This window comes from Klebsiella sp. X13 (genome assembly GCF_003323835.1).
GTDB classification, from domain to species: domain Bacteria; phylum Pseudomonadota; class Gammaproteobacteria; order Enterobacterales; family Enterobacteriaceae; genus Klebsiella; species Klebsiella ornithinolytica.
Genome location: NZ_CP030874.1, coordinates 5,305,943 through 5,330,118 on the forward strand (window position 1 = coordinate 5,305,943; position 24,176 = coordinate 5,330,118).

Annotated in this window: 26 protein-coding genes; 9 read left to right on the plus strand and 17 right to left on the minus strand. The window is 55.4% G+C overall.

Features of this window, described 5'->3' with window-relative positions:
• Positions 1-72 precede the first annotated feature (72 nt).
• Together fucO and rhaM are read left to right on the plus strand one after the other, a co-directional pair.
• On the plus strand, positions 73-1,221 hold the full coding sequence (gene fucO / locus DSD31_RS25330; protein WP_004869342.1) for a lactaldehyde reductase: 1,149 nt from the start codon (positions 73-75) through the stop codon (positions 1,219-1,221).
• Positions 1,218-1,532, plus strand: a complete 315-nt coding sequence (gene rhaM / locus DSD31_RS25335) for an L-rhamnose mutarotase (protein ID WP_004869340.1) — start codon at positions 1,218-1,220, stop codon at positions 1,530-1,532. Before fucO ends, rhaM begins: the two co-directional genes overlap by 4 nt.
• Positions 1,533-1,625: 93 nt before the next feature.
• On the opposite strand, the gene DSD31_RS25340 is transcribed toward rhaM, so the two are convergent.
• The 4 genes from DSD31_RS25340 to DSD31_RS25355 all read right to left on the minus strand — a co-directional run bounded on the left by DSD31_RS25340 (position 1,626) and on the right by DSD31_RS25355 (position 6,809).
• Positions 1,626-2,891 carry an MFS transporter gene (locus DSD31_RS25340; protein ID WP_032718515.1) on the minus strand — a complete coding sequence of 422 codons (1,266 nt, stop codon included), beginning with the start codon at positions 2,889-2,891 and terminating at the stop codon, positions 1,626-1,628.
• A gap of 41 nt (positions 2,892-2,932) precedes the next feature.
• On the minus strand, positions 2,933-5,056 hold the full coding sequence (locus tag DSD31_RS25345) for an alpha-galactosidase (RefSeq protein ID WP_113991368.1): 2,124 nt from the start codon (positions 5,054-5,056) through the stop codon (positions 2,933-2,935).
• A gap of 113 nt (positions 5,057-5,169) precedes the next feature.
• Entirely contained in the window at positions 5,170-6,165 is a 996-nt protein-coding gene (locus DSD31_RS25350) for a substrate-binding domain-containing protein (protein ID WP_113991369.1), read from the minus strand.
• Between the two features lie 95 nt (positions 6,166-6,260).
• Positions 6,261-6,809, minus strand: coding sequence for a helix-turn-helix domain-containing protein (locus tag DSD31_RS25355; protein WP_004869333.1), 549 nt, complete (start codon positions 6,807-6,809; stop codon positions 6,261-6,263).
• Between the two features lie 100 nt (positions 6,810-6,909).
• On the opposite strand from DSD31_RS25355, the gene DSD31_RS25360 reads away from it, so the two are divergent.
• The gene (locus DSD31_RS25360; protein ID WP_015585440.1) at positions 6,910-7,569 is read left to right on the plus strand and encodes an AzlC family ABC transporter permease; all 660 of its coding nucleotides are present in this window, start codon (positions 6,910-6,912) and stop codon (positions 7,567-7,569) included.
• A complete protein-coding gene (locus tag DSD31_RS25365; RefSeq protein ID WP_015585441.1) occupies positions 7,569-7,892 on the plus strand; it encodes an AzlD domain-containing protein in 324 nt (107 codons plus the stop codon). Before DSD31_RS25360 ends, DSD31_RS25365 begins: the two co-directional genes overlap by 1 nt.
• A 41-nt stretch (positions 7,893-7,933) precedes the next feature.
• On the opposite strand, the gene DSD31_RS25370 is transcribed toward DSD31_RS25365, so the two are convergent.
• The 9 genes from DSD31_RS25370 to fdhD form a co-directional block, all read right to left on the minus strand.
• Positions 7,934-8,488, minus strand: a complete 555-nt coding sequence (locus DSD31_RS25370; RefSeq protein WP_004869327.1) for a P-loop nucleotide/nucleoside kinase family protein — start codon at positions 8,486-8,488, stop codon at positions 7,934-7,936.
• On the minus strand, positions 8,485-8,922 hold the full coding sequence (locus DSD31_RS25375; RefSeq protein WP_015585442.1) for a PTS sugar transporter subunit IIA: 438 nt from the start codon (positions 8,920-8,922) through the stop codon (positions 8,485-8,487). The genes DSD31_RS25370 and DSD31_RS25375 overlap by 4 nt, the downstream gene beginning before the upstream one ends.
• 9 nt (positions 8,923-8,931) lie before the next feature.
• On the minus strand, positions 8,932-9,201 hold the full coding sequence (locus tag DSD31_RS25380) for a hypothetical protein (protein ID WP_004869323.1): 270 nt from the start codon (positions 9,199-9,201) through the stop codon (positions 8,932-8,934).
• 66 nt (positions 9,202-9,267) lie between these two features.
• The gene (locus tag DSD31_RS25385; protein WP_015585444.1) at positions 9,268-10,110 is read right to left on the minus strand and encodes a class II fructose-bisphosphate aldolase; all 843 of its coding nucleotides are present in this window, start codon (positions 10,108-10,110) and stop codon (positions 9,268-9,270) included.
• Positions 10,097-11,464: a PTS sugar transporter subunit IIC gene (locus DSD31_RS25390; protein ID WP_004869317.1), complete on the minus strand. Its 1,368-nt coding sequence runs from the start codon at positions 11,462-11,464 to the stop codon at positions 10,097-10,099. The genes DSD31_RS25385 and DSD31_RS25390 overlap by 14 nt, the downstream gene beginning before the upstream one ends.
• The gene (locus tag DSD31_RS25395; RefSeq protein ID WP_004869315.1) at positions 11,457-11,771 is read right to left on the minus strand and encodes a PTS sugar transporter subunit IIB; all 315 of its coding nucleotides are present in this window, start codon (positions 11,769-11,771) and stop codon (positions 11,457-11,459) included. The genes DSD31_RS25390 and DSD31_RS25395 overlap by 8 nt, the downstream gene beginning before the upstream one ends.
• An 11-nt stretch (positions 11,772-11,782) precedes the next feature.
• Complete coding sequence (locus DSD31_RS25400; protein WP_015585445.1) at positions 11,783-12,763, minus strand: 6-phosphofructokinase; 981 nt, start codon at positions 12,761-12,763, stop codon at positions 11,783-11,785.
• Positions 12,764-13,164: 401 nt separating this feature from the next.
• Entirely contained in the window at positions 13,165-13,377 is a 213-nt protein-coding gene (locus DSD31_RS25405) for a YdgH/BhsA/McbA-like domain containing protein (RefSeq protein ID WP_004869311.1), read from the minus strand.
• Positions 13,378-13,504: 127 nt separating this feature from the next.
• Positions 13,505-14,341, minus strand: coding sequence for a formate dehydrogenase accessory sulfurtransferase FdhD (fdhD, locus tag DSD31_RS25410; RefSeq protein WP_004869309.1), 837 nt, complete (start codon positions 14,339-14,341; stop codon positions 13,505-13,507).
• 156 nt (positions 14,342-14,497) lie between these two features.
• Here fdhD and fdnG point away from each other — a divergent pair, with 156 nt between their 5' ends.
• The 5 genes from fdnG (at position 14,498) to DSD31_RS25440 (ending at position 21,146) form a co-directional block, all read left to right on the plus strand.
• Positions 14,498-17,548, plus strand: coding sequence for a formate dehydrogenase-N subunit alpha (gene fdnG / locus DSD31_RS25420; protein ID WP_088402721.1), 3,051 nt, complete (start codon positions 14,498-14,500; stop codon positions 17,546-17,548).
• A 12-nt stretch (positions 17,549-17,560) separates the two neighbouring features.
• Complete coding sequence (gene fdxH / locus DSD31_RS25425) at positions 17,561-18,463, plus strand: formate dehydrogenase subunit beta (protein ID WP_004869304.1); 903 nt, start codon at positions 17,561-17,563, stop codon at positions 18,461-18,463.
• On the plus strand, positions 18,460-19,095 hold the full coding sequence (gene fdoI, locus DSD31_RS25430; RefSeq protein ID WP_004869301.1) for a formate dehydrogenase cytochrome b556 subunit: 636 nt from the start codon (positions 18,460-18,462) through the stop codon (positions 19,093-19,095). The genes fdxH and fdoI overlap by 4 nt, the downstream gene beginning before the upstream one ends.
• Entirely contained in the window at positions 19,092-20,021 is a 930-nt protein-coding gene (gene fdhE / locus DSD31_RS25435; protein WP_004869299.1) for a formate dehydrogenase accessory protein FdhE, read from the plus strand. The genes fdoI and fdhE overlap by 4 nt, the downstream gene beginning before the upstream one ends.
• Before the next feature lie 201 nt (positions 20,022-20,222).
• The gene (locus DSD31_RS25440) at positions 20,223-21,146 is read left to right on the plus strand and encodes an alpha/beta hydrolase (protein WP_113991370.1); all 924 of its coding nucleotides are present in this window, start codon (positions 20,223-20,225) and stop codon (positions 21,144-21,146) included.
• 15 nt (positions 21,147-21,161) lie between these two features.
• Here DSD31_RS25440 and fabY read toward each other — a convergent pair whose 3' ends face one another.
• Genes fabY through yihX form a run of 4 tightly spaced genes read right to left on the minus strand, consistent with a single transcriptional unit; the run spans position 21,162 to position 24,035 of the window.
• Entirely contained in the window at positions 21,162-22,103 is a 942-nt protein-coding gene (gene fabY / locus DSD31_RS25445; RefSeq protein ID WP_004869293.1) for a fatty acid biosynthesis protein FabY, read from the minus strand.
• 44 nt (positions 22,104-22,147) lie between these two features.
• The gene (dtd, locus tag DSD31_RS25450; RefSeq protein WP_004869291.1) at positions 22,148-22,585 is read right to left on the minus strand and encodes a D-aminoacyl-tRNA deacylase; all 438 of its coding nucleotides are present in this window, start codon (positions 22,583-22,585) and stop codon (positions 22,148-22,150) included.
• Between the two features lie 2 nt (positions 22,586-22,587).
• Positions 22,588-23,442 (minus strand): virulence factor BrkB family protein, encoded by an 855-nt coding sequence (locus DSD31_RS25455; protein ID WP_004869289.1) that lies wholly within the window; start codon positions 23,440-23,442, stop codon positions 22,588-22,590.
• 2 nt (positions 23,443-23,444) lie between these two features.
• On the minus strand, positions 23,445-24,035 hold the full coding sequence (yihX, locus tag DSD31_RS25460) for a glucose-1-phosphatase (protein WP_004869287.1): 591 nt from the start codon (positions 24,033-24,035) through the stop codon (positions 23,445-23,447).
• Between the last annotated feature and the right edge of the window lie 141 nt (positions 24,036-24,176).

A 24,176-nucleotide genomic window follows, 5' to 3' on the forward strand; every position in this document is an offset into this window, starting at 1 on the left:
TGTCGGACGGCGCTGTGGCTACGAGCGCAGCGCCGCCGGGCATAAAAATCACGGTAATTAAGGAGAATTATGATGAGTTTTATGTTGGCACTTCCCAAAATCAGCCTCCACGGCGCGGGCGCTATCGGTGATATGGTCAAGCTGGTAGCAGATAAACAGTGGGGCAAAGCGCTGATCGTCACCGACGGCCAGCTGGTAAAGCTCGGGCTGCTGGACAGCCTGTTCGCCGCCCTGGATGAGCAGCAGCTGCCTTATCATCTGTTTGACGAAGTCTTTCCCAATCCCACCGAGGCGCTGGTGCAACAAGGCTATGCGGCGTATCGGGAGGCCGGGTGCGATTACCTCATCGCCTTTGGCGGCGGCAGCCCAATCGATACCGCCAAAGCGGTAAAAATCCTCACCGCTAACCCGGCGCCCTCCACCGCTTACTCCGGCGTCGGCAAGGTGAAGAATGCCGGCGTACCGCTGGTGGCGATCAACACGACGGCCGGTACGGCGGCAGAGATGACCAGCAACGCGGTGATTATCGACGCCGGGCGTCAGGTCAAAGAGGTGATTATCGATCCGAATATCATCCCGGATATTGCGGTGGATGATGCCAGCGTAATGCTGGATATTCCGCCGTCCATCACCGCCGCAACCGGGATGGATGCCCTGACCCACGCCATCGAAGCGTTTGTTTCCGTCGGCGCCCATCCGCTTACCGATGCCAACGCGCTGGAGGCCATTCGCCTGATATCCCGGTGGCTACCGAAAGCCGTTGAGGACGGGCATAACCTCGAGGCGCGCGAGCAAATGGCATTTGGCCAGTATCTGGCGGGCATGGCATTTAACAGCGCCGGACTGGGATTGGTCCATGCGCTGGCGCATCAGCCTGGCGCCACCCACAATCTGCCGCATGGCGTATGCAACGCTATCCTGCTGCCGATCATCGAAAACTTTAACCGTCCGAACGCTATCGCTCGCTTTGCCCGCGTGGCGCAGGCCATGGGCGTGGACACCCACGGTCTGAGCGAGGAAGCCGCCAGTACAGAAGCCATCAACGCGATTCGCGCGCTGAGCAAACGGGTCGGTATCCCGCAAGGTTTCAGCCAGCTTGGCGTCACCAAAGCCGATATCGAAGGCTGGCTGGATAAGGCGCTGGCTGACCCCTGCGCACCATGCAACCCGCGCAGCGCCAGCCGCGATGAGGTCCGTGAGCTTTATCTGGAGGCCTTATGATCCGCAAAGCCTTTGTCATGCAGGTCAATCCCGACGCGCATGAGGAGTACCAGCGCCGCCATAATCCCATCTGGCCGGAGCTGGAAGCGGTACTCAAAGCGCACGGCGCGCATCGCTACGCGATTTATCTCGATAAGGATCGCCATCTGCTGTTCGCCACGGTGGAAATTGAATCTGAGGAGCGGTGGAATGCGGTCGCCAGTACCGATGTCTGCCAGCGCTGGTGGCAACATATGTGCGATGTGATGCCTGCCAATCCGGACAACAGCCCGGTGAGTGCGGAGCTCAAAGAGGTGTTTTATCTCGCCTGAATCGCCCGGGAAGCGGGTATAAAAAACGACGCCGCAGTTCACTGCGGCGTCGTGCCTGGCGCGCGGCCACGCCGAACGGTGCCAGGTGCACGATCAGGTCGTCATCGCCTTGCCCTCAACGCTGCCCAGGGCGGCTTTCCCTGACAGAGTGAACGCCGAGATAACCGTCACCACCAGCGCGATACCGCCGAGGATCATATAGGTGTCCTGGAAGCCAATCCGGTCATACATATTGCCGGCAAACGCGGAGAGGAAAATCGCCGCCACCTGTTTGGCAAACTGAAAACCGACCAGGTAGATCGTCGCCGACAGGCGAGTATCGAAGACGCCGGTGATGTATTTAAATGCCCCCACCAACAGGAACGGAACCTCGAGCGCATGGAGCATTTTTAGCGCCACGACTTCAGCGGCCGTCGTGGCGAACGATGAACCGATCATCCTTGCCGCCATCACCATCCCGGCAATCAACAAGGTATTTTTGGCGCCGATGCGGTTAATAATCCACGGCGAGCAGAACATGATAATAGCATTGCAGATCTCCCCGGCAGTGGTGGCAAAACCAAACGCCCGGGTCCCCGCTTCCGGGGTGGTAAAGAAGGATTTAAAGAAGGTAGCAAACTGCTGATCGAACACGTCATAGACGCAGGCCACGCCAACCACATACAAAATAAACATCCACATTTTGCGCTGGCGGAACATGCGCACCGCGGTTTTCAAATCTACGGCGGAACGATTGGCCCCCAGGGAGCCCAGCACCTGAGTCGCCTGGCTGGCCTGCGGCTTAGCTATCGCAACCAGTACCAGCAGCAGCAAGGCCGCGACCGATCCCATCCAGAAAACCCATTCCGGATTGACGCTAAACAACATGCCTGCGGTGGTCGCGCACAGCGCCCATCCCAGGCAACCAAAGGTACGCGCTTTGCCGTACTCAAATCCGCTATTCCGGCTGACGCGCTCGATGTACGCCTCCATCGCCCCGGCGCCCGCGGAAAACACAAAGCCGATGTAGGCACCGCCGCTTAACGCGCCGATCCAGATATTGGTTTTTAATAACGGAGCAAACACGTAGAGGAAGAATGGCGCAATCAGCACCAGCAGGACGGAGACGACCCACATCAGATGTTTCTTTAGCCCCAGCTTATCCGAAATAACGCCCAGCACCGGCTGAAAACAAATCGCAAACAGAGACAGGCTGGAAAACACAATACCGGTCTCGGTTTTGTTCAGCCCGATAACGTCCGATAGCCAGATCGGCAGAAACGGAAAACAGGTGGCCATGATGAAAAAGTAGAGAAAAAAGAACAGCCCGAAAATCCAGAAGTTAGGGTTGTTTTTATGGGTACAGGCGGTCGGGTTCATTTTATATTCCTCAATAAGGGCCGCCGGGCGGCCCATTGCCATCACACGCGTTGCAGACCAATCAAAATGGCGCTTTCCGGGTCGAGAATCGGCAGCGCCAGTCCCGCCTGTTGCAACCACTCGCCGCTTACCGTCTGCGGTGAGGTCATCCACGCCGGCAGCTTGCGCATGGTGTGGCCGCCCTCCCCCGTTACCTGAATATTGGGGTGATCAAGGAGCGTAATGTGATACCGCGCCCCCGCCTCCAGACCCGCAATGCGCAGCGGCGCCATCAGGCTGTAATCGGGCATTGCCAGCTGGCTCACCAGAAACAGCGCCTGCCCCTTATCTTCACTGACCACGCCGTGTGCGAGGGTGGTGGTATCCGGCATATCCAGCCGCCACTGCACGCCATGATGAATCACGTCGCGCCACTGCTTATGTAGCGCCGCATACTTGCGGTAGCCGGCACGCTCCTGTTCATCGGCGCTCACCGGATCCAGCTCCAGCCCCATATGACCAAACAGCGCGGTCAGGCCGCGAAAAGCGATACTGTGCTGACGGAAAGTAGCGTGACAGTGACGGTTGCCGATATGCGCCCCCATCACTTCCGGCGGGAAGAAATAACTCATGCCGCGCTGGATGGTATTACGCTCCAGCGCATCGTTATTGTCTGAAGCCCAGAAGCGGTGGCTGCGTTTAAGCACCTCGTAATCAATGCGTCCGCCGCCGGAAGAACAGGATTCAAACTCGATCTGCGGGAAGCGGGCCACTAAGGTATCCAGCAGGCGATAAAACTGACGGGTTTGCGCGTCGGCCGCCGCTTTGCCGTTATGCGCCGGCTGCACCAGCTCGCGGTTCATATCCCACTTCACATAATCAACCGCATGCTCGCCCAGCAGCCAGCTCATCCGCTCCAGCAGATAGTCGAACGCCTGAGGGATATTCAGGTTCAGAACATACTGATGACGTCCGGTCGGCGACTTATAGCCCGGCAGCGCTAGCACCCAGTCAGGATGCGCGCGGTATAAATCGGAGTTCGGGTTAATCATTTCCGGTTCAACCCAGATGCCAAACTCCATGCCCAGCGACTTCACATGGTCAATCACCGGCGTCAGGCCATTGGGGTATTTCTGCTCATCGAGATACCAGTCGCCGAGCGCCGCCCAGTCGTCGTTGCGCCCTTTAAACCAGCCGTCGTCTATGATAAATCGCTCGACGCCCAGCGCTGCCGCCTCATCCGCCATGCGCATGATGTATTGCGGGTCATGGTCGAAGTAAATCCCTTCCCAGGTATTGAGATGCACCGGTCGCGGTTTATTGCCCGGAAAGCGAATGATCTGCTCACGCAGATAGCGGTGGAACTGCTGACTCATGCCGTTCAGCCCCTGAGCGGAATAGCTGGCATAGAGGCTGGGTGTCCACAACGTTTCCCCTTCCGCGAGCGCCATTTCGCCCGGCAGATACAAGGCTTCCGCCTGTAGGTAGCGGCGGCCGTCGGTTTTCACCTCCGCGCGCAGACGGTGGTTGCCGCTCCAGCCCAGATGCACGCCCCAGACCTCTCCCTTCATTTCGCAAAACGCCGGGCTACCGGTAATCAGCGCCGGGAAATGTTCATGGGAGGTGCGTCCACGGCGATTTTCCAGCACAAAACTATCGTGTTCGAGAGTCAGACGATGCGGCTGAAATTCGCGAATCCAGCGGCCGTGGAACGCCATAACTTCGCGGGCACGCTCGGCAACCGGTAGCGTTACGGCCAGGCGATCGACCTGCCAGGGCTGCGGGCGAAGATTGGTTACGCCGTGTCGGACGCGCAGAACGCCGCTGCTATCGAGCTCAATGTCGCTTTCCAGACGCAGACCGGCCTGCTTGTCTTCGCTGGTCAGCGTTAAGCGCTGCCCCTCCTGCAAAGCCCCGGTAGTGACAAAGACCGGCGAACCATCCAGGCCCTGACGATGCCCCTCAATCCCCGGCGCGCCGAACAACCCGTGGCCCAGTTCGGCCATCAAGGTGACCGGCGAGTCAACATCAAGGCGACCGTTGGCGATCGGGCGAGCAAGCGTGTCAGCATCCTGCGGCGAAAAGTGAGCTAAATGCGGCCCCCAGTAGATTATTTCGGCGAACGGCTGGGTTTTGATCACCACATCAACCGTAGCGCTTTGCAGACGTAAAATCGAATCAGACATCAGACATCTCCACAACAAGGAATGCCTTACTGTTGATCCGAAACGTTTCGGGTAACAACCAAAACGTTTCGGATCCGTGATCGAGTGCAGAAATTAACGTTGTGGAGAGATGATCAGGCGGTTTCGCCAGGGATGAATTCAGGTTGCCAGAGCACCTGTAAAGAGGAGAGGTCGTCACCGGCGATCAGCCGCCGGACCATCTCTGCAATCTGCCGGCCGACGCCCTGACGGGTGGACTGAATCACCGCCGCGACCTGAGTATCGATAATGCTGTCCTGCGGCAATCCGTCATAAACCACTAATGACACGCGGCTATCGCCGGTCAGGCGACCCAGCTGCGAAAGCGCCATCGCCGCGCCGTCGCCGTGGGTATTGCAGTCAGTGACGATCGCCGTCGGCGGCTCCGGCAGGCGCAAAAGCTCCAGCGTAGCCTGGTATCCGCCGCGGCGGGTGGGCGACACGCTACGCAGCCAGCTATCGGACAGACCGGCTTCGCGCAAGGCGTCCAGGTAGCCGTTACGCCGCTGAGTGATAAACGCCTGGCTGTTGTTTTCCCCCAGCAGGGCGATGCGCTGATGGCCCTGGCTGATTAAGTGGCGAGTCGCGCGATATGTCCCGGCATAATTATCGAAATCAAACCAGGCGTAGGGCTGCGGCAGGCGGCTGCGGCCAAGCGCGAGAAAGGGGAATCCCGAGGAGAGCAACTGCGTCAGACGCGGATCGTCATCCAGCGTATGCGCCACGATCAGCGCATCGACTCGCCGGCTTTGCACCATGCGCATATAGCCATGTTTATCCGCCTGTTCATCATCCGCGATCAGCAGCAAATCAATTTCATAACGCGCCAGCTCATGGCTAATCTCCCCGACCATCTCGAGAAACACCGTGTTATTCAGCGGAGCCGGACGGACGGGGAACACCAGACCCACGGCATCGATTTTGCCCATTTTAAGGCGCCTGGCAAAGGTATTGGGCCGATAGCCGCGGCGTTTTGCTTCCGCCTCGACGCGGGTTCGCGTCTCCTGTGACACGTCGTCATAGCCGTTTAATGCCCGGCTGACGGTGGTGACCGAGATCCCAAGTTCTTTAGCAATGGCTTTCAGCGACATATGTATCCCTGTCTTCGCGGAGAATGCGGCTAGTTTCCCGCAATACGGAGATGGCGTCCAGCAACAGCCGCAGCGCCGGTGTTCTCGCCATCCCGTTAGTTTTGTTCAGCAACCAGTATCGCCTGGGTATCCGGTTCCAGCGCCTGGAAAACATGTTCCTGATCCGCCGGATAGCAGATGTAATCCCCCTCACCGAGCTCTTCCGGCGCTTCGGTCAACCCGACCCGCGCGCGCCCCTGGGTGATAATAATATGCTCAACCGAACCCGGCGGATGGGGGTGAGAAATCCGATCGGCACCTGGCTGCGTCAGTAATAAATAGATATCGCGACGGGCGCCCGGCGGACAGGTCGCCAGTAAAATGGCCTGGTAATGAGCCTGTTCGGCCACCACTTTGGTTCCTTCTCCGCGACGCAAAACCTGTGTCTTTTGCGCCTGCGGCTCCAGCAGTTGCGCAAAAGGAATATCGAGCGCGACGCAGAGGGCCCACAAGGTCTCCAGGCTCGGATTACCGTTGCCCGATTCCAGCTGCGATAACGTTGATTTGGCAATGCCTGCCCGGCGCGCCACTTCCGCCAACGACAGTCCGGTACGTGCACGTTCACGTACCAGGCTTTTGGCAATCAGGCTAATTGGCTGTGTCATACACGGCTCCGCGTTTTTTATATCGAACGATTCGTTCGTCTTGAAAATCGATATTGATGCGTTCATTATAATGGAAATTCGTTCGATATGGCTAAATAGTATGAAGCAGCACTTCTCCTGTCTCAAAGCAGACACCATCAAAGCAATCGCGTTAGTGTGCCTGGCGGTCGGCATCGTCGGCATGTCCTACGGTTCGCTGGCGATGGCCTATGGCTTCCCGGTATGGGTTCCGTTTGCGCTCTCCCTTTCGGTACTGGCAGGCGCCTCCGAATTTATGTTTATCGGCATTATCGCCAGCGGCGGGAACCCGCTAGCCGCTGCGGCGGCAGGCTTGCTGGTCAACGCCCGCCATATTCCGTTCGGCGTCACGGTGCGCGACCTCGTCGGCAAACGCGGCGTCAGCTTGCTGGGTTGCCATATTATGAATGATGAGAGCGTGGTGTTCGGGCTCTCGCAAAAAACGCCGGAACAGCGTAAAGCCGCCTACTGGCTGTGCGGGCTCGGCGTGGCGATTATCTGGCCCGTAGGGGCGCTACTCGGCGCCATGGTCGGCAAGCTATTGCCCGACCCGGAAACCATTGGTCTGGATGCGGTATTCCCGGCTATTTTGCTGGCGCTGGTGATTCCGGCGTTTAAAAACCGCACCACCTTAATCCGCGCCTGCAGCGGCGCGGCGCTATCCCTGGCCACCGTTCCCTTTGCTCCGGTGGGTCTGCCGGTGCTGCTCTCATTGTTTGGCTTGATGACGAGGAAAAAATAATGGCTGATATCACGCTGTTCATCGTCGGCATGGCGATTTTATCGGCAGGAACCTATTTGATGCGTCTGGGCGGGGCGAAGCTCGGCAGTCGTTTAGCGCTTTCTGAACGTTCTCAGGCACTGCTTTCCGATGCGGCAACGGTATTGCTGTTTTCTGTTGCCCTGGCGACCACCTTTTATGAAGGTGAACATTTTGCCGGCATGGCGCGAGTGCTGGGCGTCGGTTTCGCCGTCTTTCTTGCCTGGCGCAAAATGCCGCTGATCGTGGTGATTATTTCGGCGGCGGTGATCACGGCGCTGCTGCGTCTGGCCGGGCTTTCGTAGGCCGGACAGGCGCAAGCGCTATCCGGCAAGCAGACGCTCCGTCAACCCAGGGTCTGCTTAATCCACTCCGATAGCCTGATAATATCCAACGGTTGCTGTTGATCCACCGTGAAGACCGGGCCAAGTCGCATCGGCTCAGCCCGTTCAGCCAACAGGGCAAGCTCCGGCAGATATTCTTCTCCGGGGTGGCCCGCCCGACGATCCTGCAGACGCGTGGCATAGCGTGACACGGCAAGCTCAGGAGAGATTTGATTCCAGATCTCAACCACTTTCTCAACTCCCGCCTGATGCAGCCATCGTTGTAGCGTTTCCCGGGGCTGGAAACCGAACCAGGCGTCGACTAACCAGATAACGTTGGCTGGTGAATGGCCGATGATCGACCAGATAACCTCGTAGGCCGCGCATCCCAGCTGACGATTAAAAGGCCGATCGATGTCGGTAAAGCACGCCATAAACGGCTCTTTAATCTCATCGATGGTCAGGAGCGGCAGGCCAAAGGTTTGCGATAGCGCCTGGGTTATCGTGCTCTTTCCCGAAGCGGGGACGCCGTTAATTAAGATCACGGTTTTACAGCCGGCAGTGAGATGTCTGTTCATAACAACGCTATCACCTCTTCTCTGGTACTGGCGGCGCGAAGCCTGGCCATGGTTTCGTTATTGTCCAGCAGTGCAACAATCGCCCGAATTCCCTCTTCAATATGCGCATTGCTATCCTGGGCGCCGAACATAATGACGATATCCGCCCTGTCGCTTCCGGCAAATTGAATCGGTTTATCTAATACCACCAGACTGAAGCAGTTTCGCTTCACCCCGCACTCCGGTCTGGCGTGTGGAATGGCAATCCCCTCTTCAAATACGTAATAAGCACCGTGATTGAGAGTATTATCAATCACCGCTTTACTATAACTCTCAGAGATATACCCGTTCGCCACCAGGGGACTGGCGGCAAGCTCAATCACTTTGCGCCAGTCAGACTCCAGCACGCCGATCTGAATGGCATCGGCCTCAATCAGCAAATCTTTTATGGTCATTACGCCTCCCTAGATATTACGGCGAATAATATTGCGTAACTCATCAATACGAATAAATAGTGCGTCGATATCCTGACGATGTATTTTGCTTTTAGCATACACCGATAGCGCCCTGTTATACTTCAGCATCAATGCCTTCTGGATCTCACCATTGCCAGGCTCGCCCTGTAGTTCATTTTCCAGCGTCTTTATTTCCTCAGCCAGTTCGCGGGACAGCCGATCATAATCCTGCGGCGGATGATTCTCTTTTTTCCACAACGCTTTCAGTGATTGAAACATAATCTTCTCCCGCCCTGACGGGTGCAGGGCTAACCTGGTAATGACAATTTATTATTGCGGATTTAACTATTTAAATAATTCCATTTTTTCCATCAGCACCTGGGTGACCGCATTATTGGCGGGAATTAAAAACTTACGCACGCTGTCATTAACCTTACCTTTTTCAAAAGTGGTTTTACATTGGTCAACCCACTGCACGTTCATTTCTGTGCCCACATTGACCTTATTAATCCCTTCAGTCACCGCTTTACGCATATCCTCATCACTGACGCCGGTACCACCGTGCAGCACCAGCGGAACGCCCGTAGCCCGGCTAATCTCCTGAAGGCGCTGATGCTGGATCTGCGCCTTGCCGGTATAAAGGCCGTGCACGGTGCCGACGGAGACAGCCAGCATGTCAACCCGGGTCTCAGTTACGAAGCGCGTGGCGTCTTCGACGGTGGTAAAGCTGATATCCTCTGCGGCAACGGCTTTACCATCTTCTGAACCCCCGATGGCGCCCAGCTCCCCTTCAACGGTGATATTCCGCGGCCGCGCCATTTCCACCACAATCCGCGTATTGCCGATATTTTCCTCGAGCCCCAGGTGTGAACCGTCGTACATGACCGATGAAAATCCGGCATTCATGGCTGTTTCAATCGCACTGATATCAGAACAGTGATCCAGATGCAGACAGGTTGGCACATTTTCACTTTCCGCCAGTGAACGGACGGCATCCACCAGTAAACGATAGCCAAGATATTCCGCCGTACCGGTCGAGATTTGAATCATTAAAGGGCTATTGCTCTTTTGCGCGGCTTTAAAAAAAGCCGGTAGCATTTCAATACAATGCAAATTAAATGAGCCAATAGCTTTGTAATTTCTTTGCTGAGCGATTTTCAGAATATCGTTAAAATTATACAGACTCATGAATCTTTTCCCCTTTAGGCTTAGATGATGTACCGTTTACGAACCATGCCAGTGCGGCAACAAAAACAATAAACAAGGCGACAAATAACCAGTTGTTCTGTAAGGCATGGCCTAATACCAGGCCTGAACTAATAACATCTGAATCACTGAATGTGACGCCGGTAAAACCGTAGCTTTCAAGCATCGGTACCAGAATGGCAGGCAGGAAAGTAATAAACAGACCGTGAACCACACCGCCAATCATTGCCCCGCGACGCCCACCCAGCGCATTACCAAAGACGCCCGCCGTACCGCCGGCAAAGAAGTTGGTTAACAGTCCAGGGAGGATCATCGCCAGGCCAAACATCGGGAAGACCAACATGCCAATGATCGAACCCACCGTCGTTGCGAGGAATCCCACGATGACCGCGTTAGGGGCATAAGGGAACAGGACGGGGCAGTCCAGCGCCGGTTTCGCATCCGGCACAATACGCATGGCAATACCGCGAAAAGCCGGGACCAGTTCATTCAGTAACAAGCGCACGCCGCTGTAGAGGACAAAGACCCCTGCCACAAACTGAACAGACTGCATAAAGGCATACATCAGGTAGTTCACACCGCCGGAAAACTGGGCGATATACTCGGGTCCGGCAGCCAGCGCCGGGATCAGGTACATGGGGACCATCACCACCGCCATGGCGAGATAGGTATCCTGCAGAAACTTGAAGTTATCAGGCAGTTCAAGATCTTCTGTGGAGCGGGAACCTTTACCCACCACTTTGGCCACCGCCGCCTGGACTAAATATCCGATGGTGCAAAAATGCCCGAGAGCCACATCGTCAGAATCGGTAATACGTCTGACCACCGGCTGCGCTAACGCCGGCATCAGTACCGCCATGACGCCGCCAAAGATACCGCCGGTCAGGATCAGCGGCAGCCCGGTCAGCCCGGCTTTGTAGCCAATCACCGTGCCAATCGTTGCCATCCACAGCAGCGCCTGTCCGGTGAGGAAGATATATTTCAGCGGTGTCAGGCGGGCGATAATAATATTAACGGCAAAGATCACCATCAGCGTCAGCGCCACTTCAGAACCCAGTTCTCGATTCGCCAGACCGGCGATAGCAGCGACATCGGTGATGTATCCTTTCATCCCGAAACCGTGGGTGAAGATATCGTTAAGGAAGCTCAGGGTGGCGACAATAATATTAATGCCGGCCATCATAATTAAGAACCCGAGCAGCGTTTTAAACGTCCCCTCAACCGTTTTACCCACTGACTTCTTCTGTAAAATCAGACCCAGCATGGCAATAAACGCGATTAATATCGAAGCCTGGCCGAGCAAATCTTTTACAATAAACTCGATAAAGCTATTCATGATCGGTCACCTTCAGATTGCGCTCTTTCAGGAATGAGACAATTTTCCGCTCAATTTCATCTTTATCCGTCAGGCGGTTGAGGACCACTACACGTTTTATTTCCTCTTCATTAGCGTCGGCGGTTAATATGTCGGCGAATGTTTTTTGCGTCAAAATAATGTCGGATTTAAATGCTCCAGCTTCAGATACGGTGGTATGTTCAATATGTGCAGGAATTTCCAGCTTCTTTAATACTGCTTTCGCCGTCATTTCGATGGCAAAGCTTGAACCGAGGCCGCAGCCACATACGCAAAGAATTTTCAGCATGTAGGGTCTCCTCAAATAATATTGAGTTGTTTGGCAAGTTTATAATGATGTCCTTCGATATCTACCAGACGTTTTTTCATACTGACTAAGTCAATTGGAATAGGTTTATTGCTTGAATTTATAATAATGGCTTTATTTTTCATTCCTGACTGAATACAGCGAACGACTTCGTTCGCCATGATCGTGCCCTGGTAAATTTCTTCGCAGGTCGGGTCGCCGCTGCGCAGTCCATAGCCGATGATGGTTTTACGGATGCGGACACCGATGCGTGGCTCAAGCTGTTTGATCATCGTATCGATAGCCCCTTGAAACCCAGGGGAATACTCCCTGGTGTAACCTTCAGAGCAAAGTATCACCACGCTGTTTTGCTCGCGAAGCTTGCGTCTGACGCGCTCGGCCAGATCCTCTAATGGCATCTGTGCTTCCGGGATCAGCGCAATATCGGCATTACTTTTAATTGCTGACTGCAGCGTTAGCTCTCCACAATACCCTCCTAATATTTCAACCATAAACACCCGCCCAGGTAATGCTCTGCCGGTATTTCTTAAACGAGAAACCTCCTTGATAATTTGTTCGCAGGCTGTAGAAAAACCGATAGTATAATCACTACCGTATACATCATTATCGATAGTCATCCCGACACCGAAACAGTTAATATCAAATTCGCTAAGCGTATTAAGGAACTGTAGGCTGCCATCACCGCCGGCCATAATGAGTACATCAAGGCGCAGCGACTTAATTTTCCTGGCTATAGTTTCATACTCACTCCGCAGCAATTTACGCGTGGTTCGGCCGGACGTAATAACAGGCAGTGAACAAATAGAGAAATCGACAAGATCCCGCCAGGCGATTTCCTGATGATTTTTATCGAGCAGCCCAGGTATTCCACCATTAAAAATGGTGATCTCCGCGCTTGCGAGCTTCGCAACCTGAAAAATGAAATTATTAATTCCCGATACATCGCCACCGCTAATAACAATACCGATTTTCATGGTCACCACCGTCATATTTCCTTGCCCACATTTATCCCTAAGTTCAAGACCTGGATTTGCAACGAAGATCACATAATTATGATTAATTGATCCGTGGTAACGATTGACAGACGTAAATATGGGGTGTTTTTTGTGATGTGCGTCTCACTTAAAAGATGAGATCGCCTTAACAGTTATTTTCAAATAACTTTATTATTCATTAGGTTAAATATTGAGAGGATAGCGTGTCATTTTGCTTGCCAGCGGGTTAATTTCGTCGCCAAAAGCAAAGAAGAGAAACGTGATAAACACCACATTTTTTTGAGGAGAAGTGGAGGTGTCGGGCGGAGAGTTTTCCGGATGGTAAAAGCACAAAAACAAAAAAAGCGCCCGCAGGCGCTCTTTCGACGGTGATGCCGGTTTTATTTGTTCAGTTCTGCCGTCATATGCACGCGATTACCGGTGAAGGCTTCGGTGATGGTGTAAGAAGAAGCACCGGCGGCCTGAGCCTGAGCGGCGATTTTCGCTTCCGCACCGTCCATTGTAGAGGCGGTTGCGCTCACTGACTGCGCGGCGAAAGAACCAAAGGAAGCGGTAAGAGCGATAACTGCAGCAAAAGTTTTGATGCTTTTCATGATGTAAATCCTTCATTAAGTTGTTTGGGTAAGGCGTTGTGCCTTGATGTGATAAATAATAGACCTCACAACCCACGACTAAAAGCGGAAGGATTTGCTCTCATCGTTCAAAAAAATTGACTTATTTTTAACCGGCGATCAGCCGCTGCGGATGGGTGTAAACCGTTGCCCTGCCCGGGCGGCAAAAGCCCACCAGCGTCAGGTTGCAACGTTCCGCGACCTCCACCGCCAGCGCGGTAGCGGCGGAAACCGCAAACAGAATTTCCACACCGCACATTGCCGCCTTCTGCACCATCTCGTAGCTGGCACGGCTGGAGACTAGCGCCGCCCCGCATTGCCAGTCATCGCCCTCTTCTACCCGTCGCCCCAGCAGTTTATCCAGCGCGACGTGACGCCCGACATCCTCATGTCCGCCCGCCAGCTCACCGGACGGACGCAGCCACGCCGCCGCATGGGTGCAGCCGGTGATATGGCCAATCGGCTGAACATCACGAAGCTGCTCCAGCGCGCGATCGAGATTCCCCAGGCTAAAGGTTTGGGTGAAAGGTAAAGGTTGCACCGGCTTGCCGATATCGTTGAGCTGCTCAACGCCGCAAACGCCGCAGCCGGTGCGCCCGGCCAGCGCGCGACGGCGCTCTTTCAGCCCCATAAAACGACGACTGGAGAGTTCAATCTGCACTTCCAGACCGTTGCAGGCCGGCACCACTTCCATCCCGTAGATCTCGCGCCGGTTTTCAATAATCCCTTCGGATAATGAAAAACCGACGGCAAATCGTTGCAGGTCGGTGGGAGAGGCCATCATGACAACGTGTGAGATACCGTTATAGACCAGCGCCACAGGAACTTCTTCGGCTAATTCGTCAGACTGCGGATGTTGCAAATCATCGCGCTTCCAGAGCGCGACCTGACGACATCCTGTGATGTTTGTCACATTTTCAATTTGTTCGGGAGGGTTCTTGTTCACTTTGTCTTAACCGTATTGGAACAGGCATACACACAATGTGGTATTCTTTGCATACCCCTTCAAGTGAAAGGGTGATCACCCCCAATTCTGAACCTTTGCGGCGCTTACCGCAAAGTAAATAACTACATGTGACAATGTCGATACAAGGAGTGAACCATGCAGGTCAGCAGAAGGCAGTTCTTTAAGATCTGCGCTGGCGGTATGGCAGGCACAACGGCTGCAGCGCTGGGTTTTGCCCCAGGCGCCGCGCTCGCGGAAACCCGGCAATATAAACTGCTGCGTACCCGTGAAACCCGTAACACCTGTACGTACTGTTCTGTCGGTTGTGGGCTGTTAATGTATAGCCTCGGCGACGGTGCGAAAAACGCCAAAGCATCCATCTTTCATATCGAAGGTGACCCTGACCATCCGGTCAACCGTGGTGCGCTCTGCCCGAAAGGGGCGGGTCTCGTCGACTTTATCCATTCCGAAAGTCGTCTGAAGTTCCCGGAATATCGTGCGCCAGGCTCCGACAAATGGCAGCAAATCAGCTGGGACGACGCGTTCGATCGCATCGCGAAGCTGATGAAAGAAGACCGCGATGCCAACTTTATCGCCAAAAACGACGCCGGCACCACCGTCAACCGTTGGTTGACCACCGGCATGCTGTGCGCTTCAGCCTCCAGTAACGAAACCGGCTATTTAACGCAGAAATTCACCCGCGCGCTCGGTATGCTCGCGGTAGACAACCAGGCACGCGTCTGACACGGACCAACGGTAGCAAGTCTTGCTCCAACATTTGGTCGCGGTGCGATGACCAACCACTGGGTTGACATCAAAAACGCCAACCTGATCGTGGTGATGGGCGGTAATGCCGCTGAAGCGCACCCGGTAGGGTTCCGCTGGGCGATGGAAGCCAAAATCCATAACGGCGCGAAGCTGATTGTTATCGACCCACGCTTTACGCGTACTGCGTCGGTAGCCGACTTCTATACCCCGATTCGTTCCGGTACTGACATTACCTTCTTGTCAGGCGTCATCCTGTACCTGCTGAATAACGAAAAATTCAACCGCGAGTACACCGAAGCCTATACCAACGCCAGCCTGATCGTGCGTGAGGATTACAGCTTCGACGACGGGTTGTTCAGCGGCTATGACGCGGCAAACCGCAAATACGATAAGACCAGCTGGAACTATGAGCTGGACGAAAACGGCTTCGCGAAACGCGACACGACGCTGCAACATCCGCGCTGCGTATGGAATCTGCTGAAACAGCACGTTTCCCGTTACACCCCGGAGGTTGTGGAAAATATCTGCGGTACGCCGAAAGCGGACTTCCTGAAAGTCTGTGAGTACATCGCTGAAACCAGCGCCCATGATAAAACCGCGTCATTCCTCTACGCGCTCGGCTGGACGCAGCACTCTATCGGTGCGCAGAACATCCGTACCATGGCAATGATCCAGCTGCTGCTTGGCAATATGGGTATGGCCGGCGGCGGCGTGAACGCCTTGCGCGGTCACTCCAACATTCAGGGGCTGACCGACCTGGGGCTGCTGTCGCAGAGCCTGCCGGGTTATATGACGCTACCGAGTGAGAAACAGACCGACCTGCAAACCTACCTGGCCGCCAACACGCCGAAGCCGCTGTTGAAAGATCAGGTGAACTACTGGGGTAACTACCCGAAATTCTTCGTCTCAATGATGAAGGCCTTCTTTGGCGATAAAGCCACGGCGGAAAACAGCTGGGGCTTTGACTGGCTGCCGAAGTGGGATAAGGGCTACGACGTCCTGCAGTACTTCGAGATGATGCACCAGGGCAAGGTCAATGGCTATATTTGCCAGGGCTTTAACCCGGTGGCCTCGTTCCCGAACAAAAACAAAGTGGTCGCCTCGCTGTCGAAACTGAAGTTCCTGGTGACTATCGACCCGCTCAACACCGAAACGTCCACCTTCTGGCAAAACCACGGTGAGTCGAACGATGTCGATCCGTCGAAAATCCAGACCGAAGTGTTCCGTCTGCCCTCCACCTGCTTCGCCGAGGAGAACGGCTCTATCGTCAACTCCGGACGCTGGCTGCAGTGGCACTGGAAAGGCGCGGATGCCCCGGGGATTGCGACCACCGATGGCGAAATCCTCGCCGGCATCTTCTTACGTCTGCGGAAAATGTACGCTGAAAACGGTGGTCCGGCGCCTGAGCCGGTGCTGAATATGACCTGGAACTACTCCACGCCGCACGAGCCCGCTTCGGAAGAGGTGGCGATGGAGAGCAACGGCAAGGCGCTGGCGGATATTACCGATCCGGCCACCGGCGCAGTGCTTGTGAAGAAAGGCCAGCAGCTCAGCTCCTTCGCGCAACTGCGCGATGATGGCACCACCGCCAGCGGTTGCTGGATCTTCGCCGGTAGCTGGACGCCGGAAGGTAACCAGATGGCACGTCGCGATAACGCCGACCCGTCCGGGTTGGGTAATACGCTGGGCTGGGCCTGGGCATGGCCGCTCAACCGTCGCATTCTGTATAACCGCGCCTCTGCGGACCCACAGGGAAAACCATGGGATCCGAAACGCCAGTTGTTGAAATGGGACGGCGCAAAATGGGGCGGCGTGGACATTCCGGACTACAGTGCCGCCGCACCGGGCACCGACGTCGGGCCGTTCATCATGCAGCCCGAAGGCATGGGTCGTCTGTTTGCCCTCGATAAGATGGCGGAAGGTCCGTTCCCGGAACACTACGAGCCGTTTGAAACGCCGCTGGGCACCAACCCGCTGCACCCGAATGTGGTCTCTAACCCGGCCGCCCGCGTCTTTAGCGGTGACCTGCAACAGATGGGTAAAGCGGATAAGTTCCCGTACGTCGGTACCACCTATCGTCTCACCGAGCATTTCCACTACTGGACCAAGCATGCGCTGCTTAACGCCATCGCCCAGCCGGAACAGTTCGTGGAAATCGGCGAGAAGCTGGCGAACAAGCTCGGCATCGCGCATGGCGATACCGTTCGCGTCTCCTCCAATCGCGGTTATATCAAAGCCAAGGCGGTGGTGACCAAGCGTATTCGCACGCTGAAAGTGGACGGTAAGGATATCGATACGATCGGTATTCCTATCCACTGGGGCTATGAAGGGGTGGCGAAGAAAGGCTTTATCGCCAACACGCTGACGCCGTTCGTCGGCGATGCGAACACGCAAACGCCGGAGTTTAAAGCCTTCCTCGTGAACGTGGAAAAGGTGTAACGGAGACGACTTATGGCTTATCAATCGCAAGACATCATTCGTCGTTCCGCGACTAACGGTTTCACTCCCGCGCCTCAGGCGCGGGACCACCAGCAGGAAGTCGCGAAGCTTATCGACGTCACCACCTGTATTGGCTGTAAAGCCTGTCAGGTCGCCTGTTCAGAATGGAATGACATCCGTGATGAAGTCGGCAGCAACGTCGGGGTGTACGATAACCCCGCGGATCTGACCGCCAAATCCTGGACGGTAATGCGCTTCTCGGAAGTGGAGCAGAACGACAAACTGGAGTGGCTGATCCGTAAGGATGGCTGTATGCACTGCGCCGATCCGGGCTGCCTGAAGGCCTGTCCGTCGGAAGGGGCCATCATTCAGTATGCCAACGGCATCGTCGACTTCCAGTCCGAACAGTGCATCGGCTGCGGCTACTGCATCGCCGGCTGTCCGTTTGACGTCCCCCGGCTCAACCCGGAAGACAACCGCGTCTACAAATGTACGCTGTGCGTAGACCGCGTCACCGTGGGCCAGGAACCGGCATGCGTGAAAACCTGTCCGACCGGAGCGATTCACTTTGGCTCCAAAGAGGACATGAAGGTGCTGGCCGGCGAACGTGTCGCCGAGCTGAAAACCCGTGGGTATGACAATGCGGGCCTGTACGATCCGGCTGGCGTTGGCGGAACGCACGTGATGTACGTGCTGCACCACGCCGACAAGCCAAATCTGTATCACGGCCTGCCGGAAAACCCGGAAATCAGCGCCACCGTGAAGTTCTGGAAAGGGATCTGGAAACCGCTCGCGGCGGTAGGGTTTGCCGCGACCTTTGCAGCCAGCGTCTTCCACTATGTCGGGGTCGGTCCGAACCGTGCGGAAGAGGAAGAGGACAACCTGCATGAAGAGAATGACGAGGTGCGCAAATGAAAAGACGTGACACCATCGTGCGCTACACGGCGCCGGAACGCATCAACCATTGGGTCACCGCCTTCTGCTTCATGCTGGCGGCGATAAGCGGACTGGGATTCTTTTTCCCGTCCTTCAACTGGCTGATGCAAATCATGGGCACTCCGCAGCTGGCGCGCATTCTGCACCCGTTTGTCGGGGTCATTATGTTTGCCTCATTCATCATCATGTTTTTCCGCTACTGGCACCATAACCTAATCAATCGGGATGATATCTTTTGGGCGAAGAATATTCGTAAGATCGTCGTCAACGAGGAAGTGGGTGACACCGGGCGCTATAACTTCGGCCAGAAATGCGTATTCTGGGCGGCGATTATTTTCCTGGTTCTGCTGCTGGTAAGCGGTGTGATCATCTGGCGTCCGTATTTTGCGCCTGCGTTCTCAATCCCGGTAATCCGGTTAGCGCTCATGCTGCATTCATTTGCCGCAGTAGCCCTAATTGTGGTTATCATGGTGCATATTTACGCCGCCCTGTGGGTGAAAGGCACCATTACCGCGATGGTGGAAGGCTGGGTTACCAAAACATGGGCGAAGAAACATCACCCCCGCTGGTACCGAGAAGTTCGCCAGAAACAGGAAAATAAGACTGAATGAGTATTCGCATAATCCCACAAGATGAGCTGGGGTCGAGCGAGAAACGCACGGCGGATTATATTCCGCCGTTGTTATTCCCCAGACTCAAGAACCTCTACAATCGCCGCGCAGAGCGTCTGCGCGAGCTGGCAGAGAACAACCCGCTGGGCGATTTTCTGCGTTTTGCCGCGCTGGTCGCCCACGCGCAGGAAGTGGTGCTCTATGACCACCCGCTGCAAATGGATCTGACCGCGCGCATCAAAGAAGCCAATGCGCAGGGCAAACCGCCGCTGGATATTCACGTCCTGCCGCGCGACAAGCATTGGCACAAGCTGCTGCATTCGCTAATTGCCGAGCTGAAGCCGGAGATGAGCGGTACCGCGCTGGCAGTTATCGAGAATCTGGAAAAATCCTCCGATCTGGAGCTGGAAGAGATGGCAAGCGCGCTGTTCGCTTCCGACTTCGCGCTGGTGAGCAGTGATAAAGCGCCGTTTATCTGGGCTGCCCTGTCGCTCTACTGGGCGCAAATGGCCAGCCTGATCCCAGGCAAAGCCCGCGCAGAATACGGTGAAGCACGCCAGTTCTGCCCGGTATGCGGCTCAATGCCGGTTTCCAGCATGGTGCAAATTGGAACCACCCAGGGGCTGCGCTACCTGCACTGCAACCTGTGTGAAACCGAATGGCACGTGGTGCGCATCAAATGTAGCAACTGCGAACAGACCCGCGATCTCAACTACTGGTCGCTGGAAAATGAAGACGCGGCGGTGAAAGCCGAAAGCTGCGGTGACTGCGGGACTTACCTGAAGATTCTGTATCAGGAAAAAGATCCGAAAGTGGAGGCCGTGGCCGACGATCTCGCCTCGCTGGTGCTGGACGCTCGCATGGAGCAGGAAGGCTTTGCCAGAAGTTCGATTAACCCGTTTATGTTCCCGGGTGAAGGGGAGTAAAACCCCTCGTAGTGCCGGGTAATCCAGATTACCCGGTACTCTCCCCTCCCCGATGCGTAAGCACCTCAGCACAGGAAGGCCTTCGCTTTAGTACGCCCTTCTCCCGTTCCCGACGCGCATTTTTGATAAAAAACCCCTTTTCTATCGACTACAACCCAGGCTATAACACTGTATATCCATACAGACAAAAGGAATATAATGATGGCACTGGAACACGGTATCGCCCGGCTGGTTGAGGAGTTTATCGCCGCTGGGCGCCCCTCTTCACGACAGCAGAATATTGATGACCGGAGGGCGGGCTATGTAGCCAGTGCGGTGCTGGCCGGAGAAAGTGAAACGCGTGTGCAGGTGGACGACATCACGCTGGAAGGGATCAATTTTCGCGTGGTATCGCCGCAGAATGCTGCCGGTCCGCTGCCAACCGTTATCTACTATCACGGCGGCTGTTTTGTCAGCGGCAGCTTCGCCACCCACGATAAACAATGGCGTCAGCTGGCGTATGACAGCGGCTGCCGGGTGATTGCCGTGCAATACCGGCTGGCACCCGAGCAGACGTTTCCTGCCGCGCACGATGACGCGGAACGGGGAGCGCAGATTATCCGCCGCCACGCAGAAGCGCTTGGGGTGGATACCTCGCAAATCACCCTTGCGGGCGATAGCGCGGGAGGAAATCTGGCTCTCGTCACCGCGCTACGGCTGAAAGCCGCGGGTGCCTGGCTGCCCGCGCAGCTGATTCTGATTTATCCCATGCTGGATGCTACCGCGGCGTCCGCAAGCTACGTCAGCAACGGAGAGGATTACATTATCACCCGGGATACGCTCCTGAGCGGTTATGAAATGTACCTGCCCTCGACGGAGTCTGCACACCCGGAGGCCAGCCCGCTCTGGCGTGATGACTTCAGCGGCCTGCCCCCCGTGCATATCCTCACCGCCGAATATGATCCGCTGCGTGATGAAGGCGAAGCGCTGTATCAGCGAATGGTTGAGCAAAACGTGGCCTGTACCTGTCAGCGCTATGCTGGGGTGATTCACGGTTTCTTTCAGCTGGGTGGCATCAGTCTGGCGGCGCGCCATGCCATGGGAGATGTCGCCTGGCGAATCCGTTCACCAGGTCGGTCGCGATAATCACTGCGACGGGAATTACTCTTCTTCGTTCCCGCCCTCTTCATACGAACCAAACGGCTTCGCGGGCAGAACGATGTAAATACCTTCAAAAATGGCGCCCAGACTCTCACCGCCAAATAACTCAACCTGCAGCTGCACGCGGGCTTTACGTCCGCGCGCCAGGCGGTCGAGATCGCCGCTGAGCGACCCCAGATCGGCCACTGCGCTCGGGCGGCCGCTGATCGGCTGGCTGTAACGGATATGGGCATCGGCGAGAATAATCGTGCCGCCCAAATGCCGCTCGCGCAGCATCAGCCAGATCAGCCCCCAGCCGGTCAACGTCGCCAGGGAAAACAGACTTCCGGCAAACAGCGTATGGTGCGGATTCTGGTTACCGGCTTCGGGCATGGTGGTGATGAAATTTTTGCCGGTGTACTGCTGAATGCGCACGCCCATTTTTTCGCTGAGCGGAATGTGCTGATACCAGGCCTGCTGCAGCTGCCCGCACCAGTCGCCGCGATGCAGAATATCGTCCAGCGAGGCGATCGGTTTAATCATCAGGAAGTGGCGGATAGGTGTGGTGGTTGGCGTGGTAATCTCGCCCTGGTTAACAAAACCGAGCTTGGCAAAGAAATCCATCGCGTCTTCGCGAGCGCTACAGGTCACGCGCTTAACGCCTTCCTGACGAGCGACGGACTCCAGCGTCATCGCCATCAGCGTCCCCAACCCTTTATCCTGCACCGACGGGTGTACGGCCATAAAACGAATAGAGGCTTCGTTCTCCGCGTTTATATATAGCCGCCCGACGGCCACCAGGTTGCCTTCTTCATCCACTACCATCTGGTGATGCGCCATCGCATCCCAGGCGTCACGCTCCGATCCTTTGGGCTGATGAAGCGGCTTGCGCAACATCTCCCAACGGAACTGATAGTAGCTCTCGAGTTCGTCTTCTGTTTGCGGTACACGAAGGTGATACATAGCTGTACTCTCTTTTGTTACCCGCAGCCGGCCCGGAAGCTGGCTCATACCTGTAACCAAAAGGTCACAGGACCATCATTTACCAGTGATACCTGCATATCCGCAGCGAATCTCCCGGTTTGTGTGTTCATCTCCTGCTGGCGACAGCGCGCGACAAAATAGTCATACAGCGCTTCTGCTCTGTCAGGAGCGGCCCCTTTGGAAAAACCCGGGCGCATGCCCCGTTCGGTATCCGCTGCCAGCGTGAACTGTGAGACGACCAGCACGCTGCCGCCGGACTGCTGCACATTCAGGTTCATTTTTCCTTCGGCGTCGCTGAAGATACGATAGCCAAGCACGCGTTCGCACAGGCGATTCGCTTTTTGCTCATCATCGTCTTTCTCGACGCCCAACAACACCAGAAGCCCCGGGCCGATTTCACCCGTCACTTCGCCCTCCACGGTTACGCTTGCACGGGATACGCGCTGAATTAATGCAATCATAGTTATTCTGTTTCTTCTTTTTTAAGTTTGCGGTATTCCTCGAGAGTGACAGTAATTTCTGCCCCAAGCAAGACGATACACCACGTCCAGTACACCCAGACAAACAAAATAGGCACCACGGCTATGACGCCGTAAATCAGCTGATACGACGGAAACGCCGTGATATATAAGGCAAATGCTTTTTTACCCGCCTCAAATAACAGCGCCGCCACCAGCGCTCCAATAATCGCATCGCGATTGCGTACTTGGGTCGTCGGTACAATGCTATAAAGCAGCCAAAACGCCGTCCACGATAAAATCAGCGGGAAGAGACGCAGCACATCATCAATCACGCTGTTCAGTTCGCTTGCCCAGCGCAACGACAGCAGATAAGAGCTGATGGCCAGGCTCGCCCCCGCCAGCAGCGGCCCCAGCGTCAGAATCATCCAGTAAACGGCAAACGAGTAAATTTTGGACCGGGTGCGGGTGCTGCGCCAGATGGTGTTCAGCGCGCTATCAATAGAATACATCAGCAGCAGTGACGTCACGATCAGCCCGAAGGCGCCGACGGCCGTCATCCGGCTGGAGTTCGCAACAAACTGTTCGATGTATCCCTGGATGACATCCCCGGTCGCCGGGATGAAGTTAGCGAAGATAAAATGGCGAATCTGCCCGCTGACCTCAGAGAACATCGGAAATGCCGAGAACAGCGCAAAGACAACGGCGATCAGCGGCACCAGAGAGAGTAACGACACGTAGGCGAGATTCCCCGCCAGCGTCGTCATATGGTCTTCATCAATGCGCCGCCACAGCAGTTTTATCCAGGCCATCAGGGGCCGGACGCGATGCTTTGCTTTTTGATGAACGGTTTTGAGCATAGTTATTTCGCAAAGTAGGCGGGAATGGTCTCCTTTCCGGTCACCAGAATACTGGTGATCCCCAACTGGTTAGCCCCCGCTATATTATCGGCGTTATCGTCAAAAAAGACCGTATCTTCAGCAGAAAAACCTTCAGACTGCAGAACACTTTGATAGATCCGCGCCTCGGGCTTACGCATTCCCATCTCCTGGGAAAGATAGATATGGTCGGCGGCGGCCCGCACCTGCGGATATTCATCCGGCCAGAAGGTGGTATGCAGGCGGTTGGTATTCGACAGGACAACCACGCGGTGTCCCTGCTCACGCAGTTTTTGCATAATCGCGGTCACTTCCGGGCGCAGAGAGACAAAAACGGCCTGCCAGCCGTGGGAAAACTGCTCATAGCTCAGCGGCATATTCATTTCATGGCACATCGCTTCGGCAAAGGCCTCATCGCTAATTTCGCCGCGTTCGTGCTGATGGAACGCCTCGCCCATGGTGAAATGCTGCTTGAGCGTCGCGAGTGGGATGCGGCTCAAATCGCTCCATGTCCCGAGTACCCGGTTGAAGTCGATGTCGACAATCACATTACCTAAATCAAAGATATAGAGCATTTTTGTCTCCTTGCGCGCCATGAAAGATTAACTGTAGCGGGAAAGGCGGTATTTGACTATGTATGGTTTTTAAACCGAGGTACAGAACGATTTATGTCCGCCGGATAAAGCAAAGCCGCAGAAATCTGCGGCTTTGAGCGA

Coding starts and splice junctions, on each gene's coding strand:
- fucO (WP_004869342.1), top strand. CDS start 73: ATGAGTTTTATGTTGGCACTTCCCAAAATCAGCCTCCACGGCGCGGGC.
- rhaM (WP_004869340.1), top strand. CDS start 1,218: ATGATCCGCAAAGCCTTTGTCATGCAGGTCAATCCCGACGCGCATGAG.
- DSD31_RS25340 (WP_032718515.1), bottom strand. CDS start 2,891: ATGAACCCGACCGCCTGTACCCATAAAAACAACCCTAACTTCTGGATT.
- DSD31_RS25345 (WP_113991368.1), bottom strand. CDS start 5,056: ATGTCTGATTCGATTTTACGTCTGCAAAGCGCTACGGTTGATGTGGTG.
- DSD31_RS25350 (WP_113991369.1), bottom strand. CDS start 6,165: ATGTCGCTGAAAGCCATTGCTAAAGAACTTGGGATCTCGGTCACCACC.
- DSD31_RS25355 (WP_004869333.1), bottom strand. CDS start 6,809: ATGACACAGCCAATTAGCCTGATTGCCAAAAGCCTGGTACGTGAACGT.
- DSD31_RS25360 (WP_015585440.1), top strand. CDS start 6,910: ATGAAGCAGCACTTCTCCTGTCTCAAAGCAGACACCATCAAAGCAATC.
- DSD31_RS25365 (WP_015585441.1), top strand. CDS start 7,569: ATGGCTGATATCACGCTGTTCATCGTCGGCATGGCGATTTTATCGGCA.
- DSD31_RS25370 (WP_004869327.1), bottom strand. CDS start 8,488: ATGAACAGACATCTCACTGCCGGCTGTAAAACCGTGATCTTAATTAAC.
- DSD31_RS25375 (WP_015585442.1), bottom strand. CDS start 8,922: ATGACCATAAAAGATTTGCTGATTGAGGCCGATGCCATTCAGATCGGC.
- DSD31_RS25380 (WP_004869323.1), bottom strand. CDS start 9,201: ATGTTTCAATCACTGAAAGCGTTGTGGAAAAAAGAGAATCATCCGCCG.
- DSD31_RS25385 (WP_015585444.1), bottom strand. CDS start 10,110: ATGAGTCTGTATAATTTTAACGATATTCTGAAAATCGCTCAGCAAAGA.
- DSD31_RS25390 (WP_004869317.1), bottom strand. CDS start 11,464: ATGAATAGCTTTATCGAGTTTATTGTAAAAGATTTGCTCGGCCAGGCT.
- DSD31_RS25395 (WP_004869315.1), bottom strand. CDS start 11,771: ATGCTGAAAATTCTTTGCGTATGTGGCTGCGGCCTCGGTTCAAGCTTT.
- DSD31_RS25400 (WP_015585445.1), bottom strand. CDS start 12,763: ATGAAAATCGGTATTGTTATTAGCGGTGGCGATGTATCGGGAATTAAT.
- DSD31_RS25405 (WP_004869311.1), bottom strand. CDS start 13,377: ATGAAAAGCATCAAAACTTTTGCTGCAGTTATCGCTCTTACCGCTTCC.
- fdxH (WP_004869304.1), top strand. CDS start 17,561: ATGGCTTATCAATCGCAAGACATCATTCGTCGTTCCGCGACTAACGGT.
- fdoI (WP_004869301.1), top strand. CDS start 18,460: ATGAAAAGACGTGACACCATCGTGCGCTACACGGCGCCGGAACGCATC.
- fdhE (WP_004869299.1), top strand. CDS start 19,092: ATGAGTATTCGCATAATCCCACAAGATGAGCTGGGGTCGAGCGAGAAA.
- DSD31_RS25440 (WP_113991370.1), top strand. CDS start 20,223: ATGGCACTGGAACACGGTATCGCCCGGCTGGTTGAGGAGTTTATCGCC.
- fabY (WP_004869293.1), bottom strand. CDS start 22,103: ATGTATCACCTTCGTGTACCGCAAACAGAAGACGAACTCGAGAGCTAC.
- dtd (WP_004869291.1), bottom strand. CDS start 22,585: ATGATTGCATTAATTCAGCGCGTATCCCGTGCAAGCGTAACCGTGGAG.
- DSD31_RS25455 (WP_004869289.1), bottom strand. CDS start 23,442: ATGCTCAAAACCGTTCATCAAAAAGCAAAGCATCGCGTCCGGCCCCTG.
- yihX (WP_004869287.1), bottom strand. CDS start 24,035: ATGCTCTATATCTTTGATTTAGGTAATGTGATTGTCGACATCGACTTC.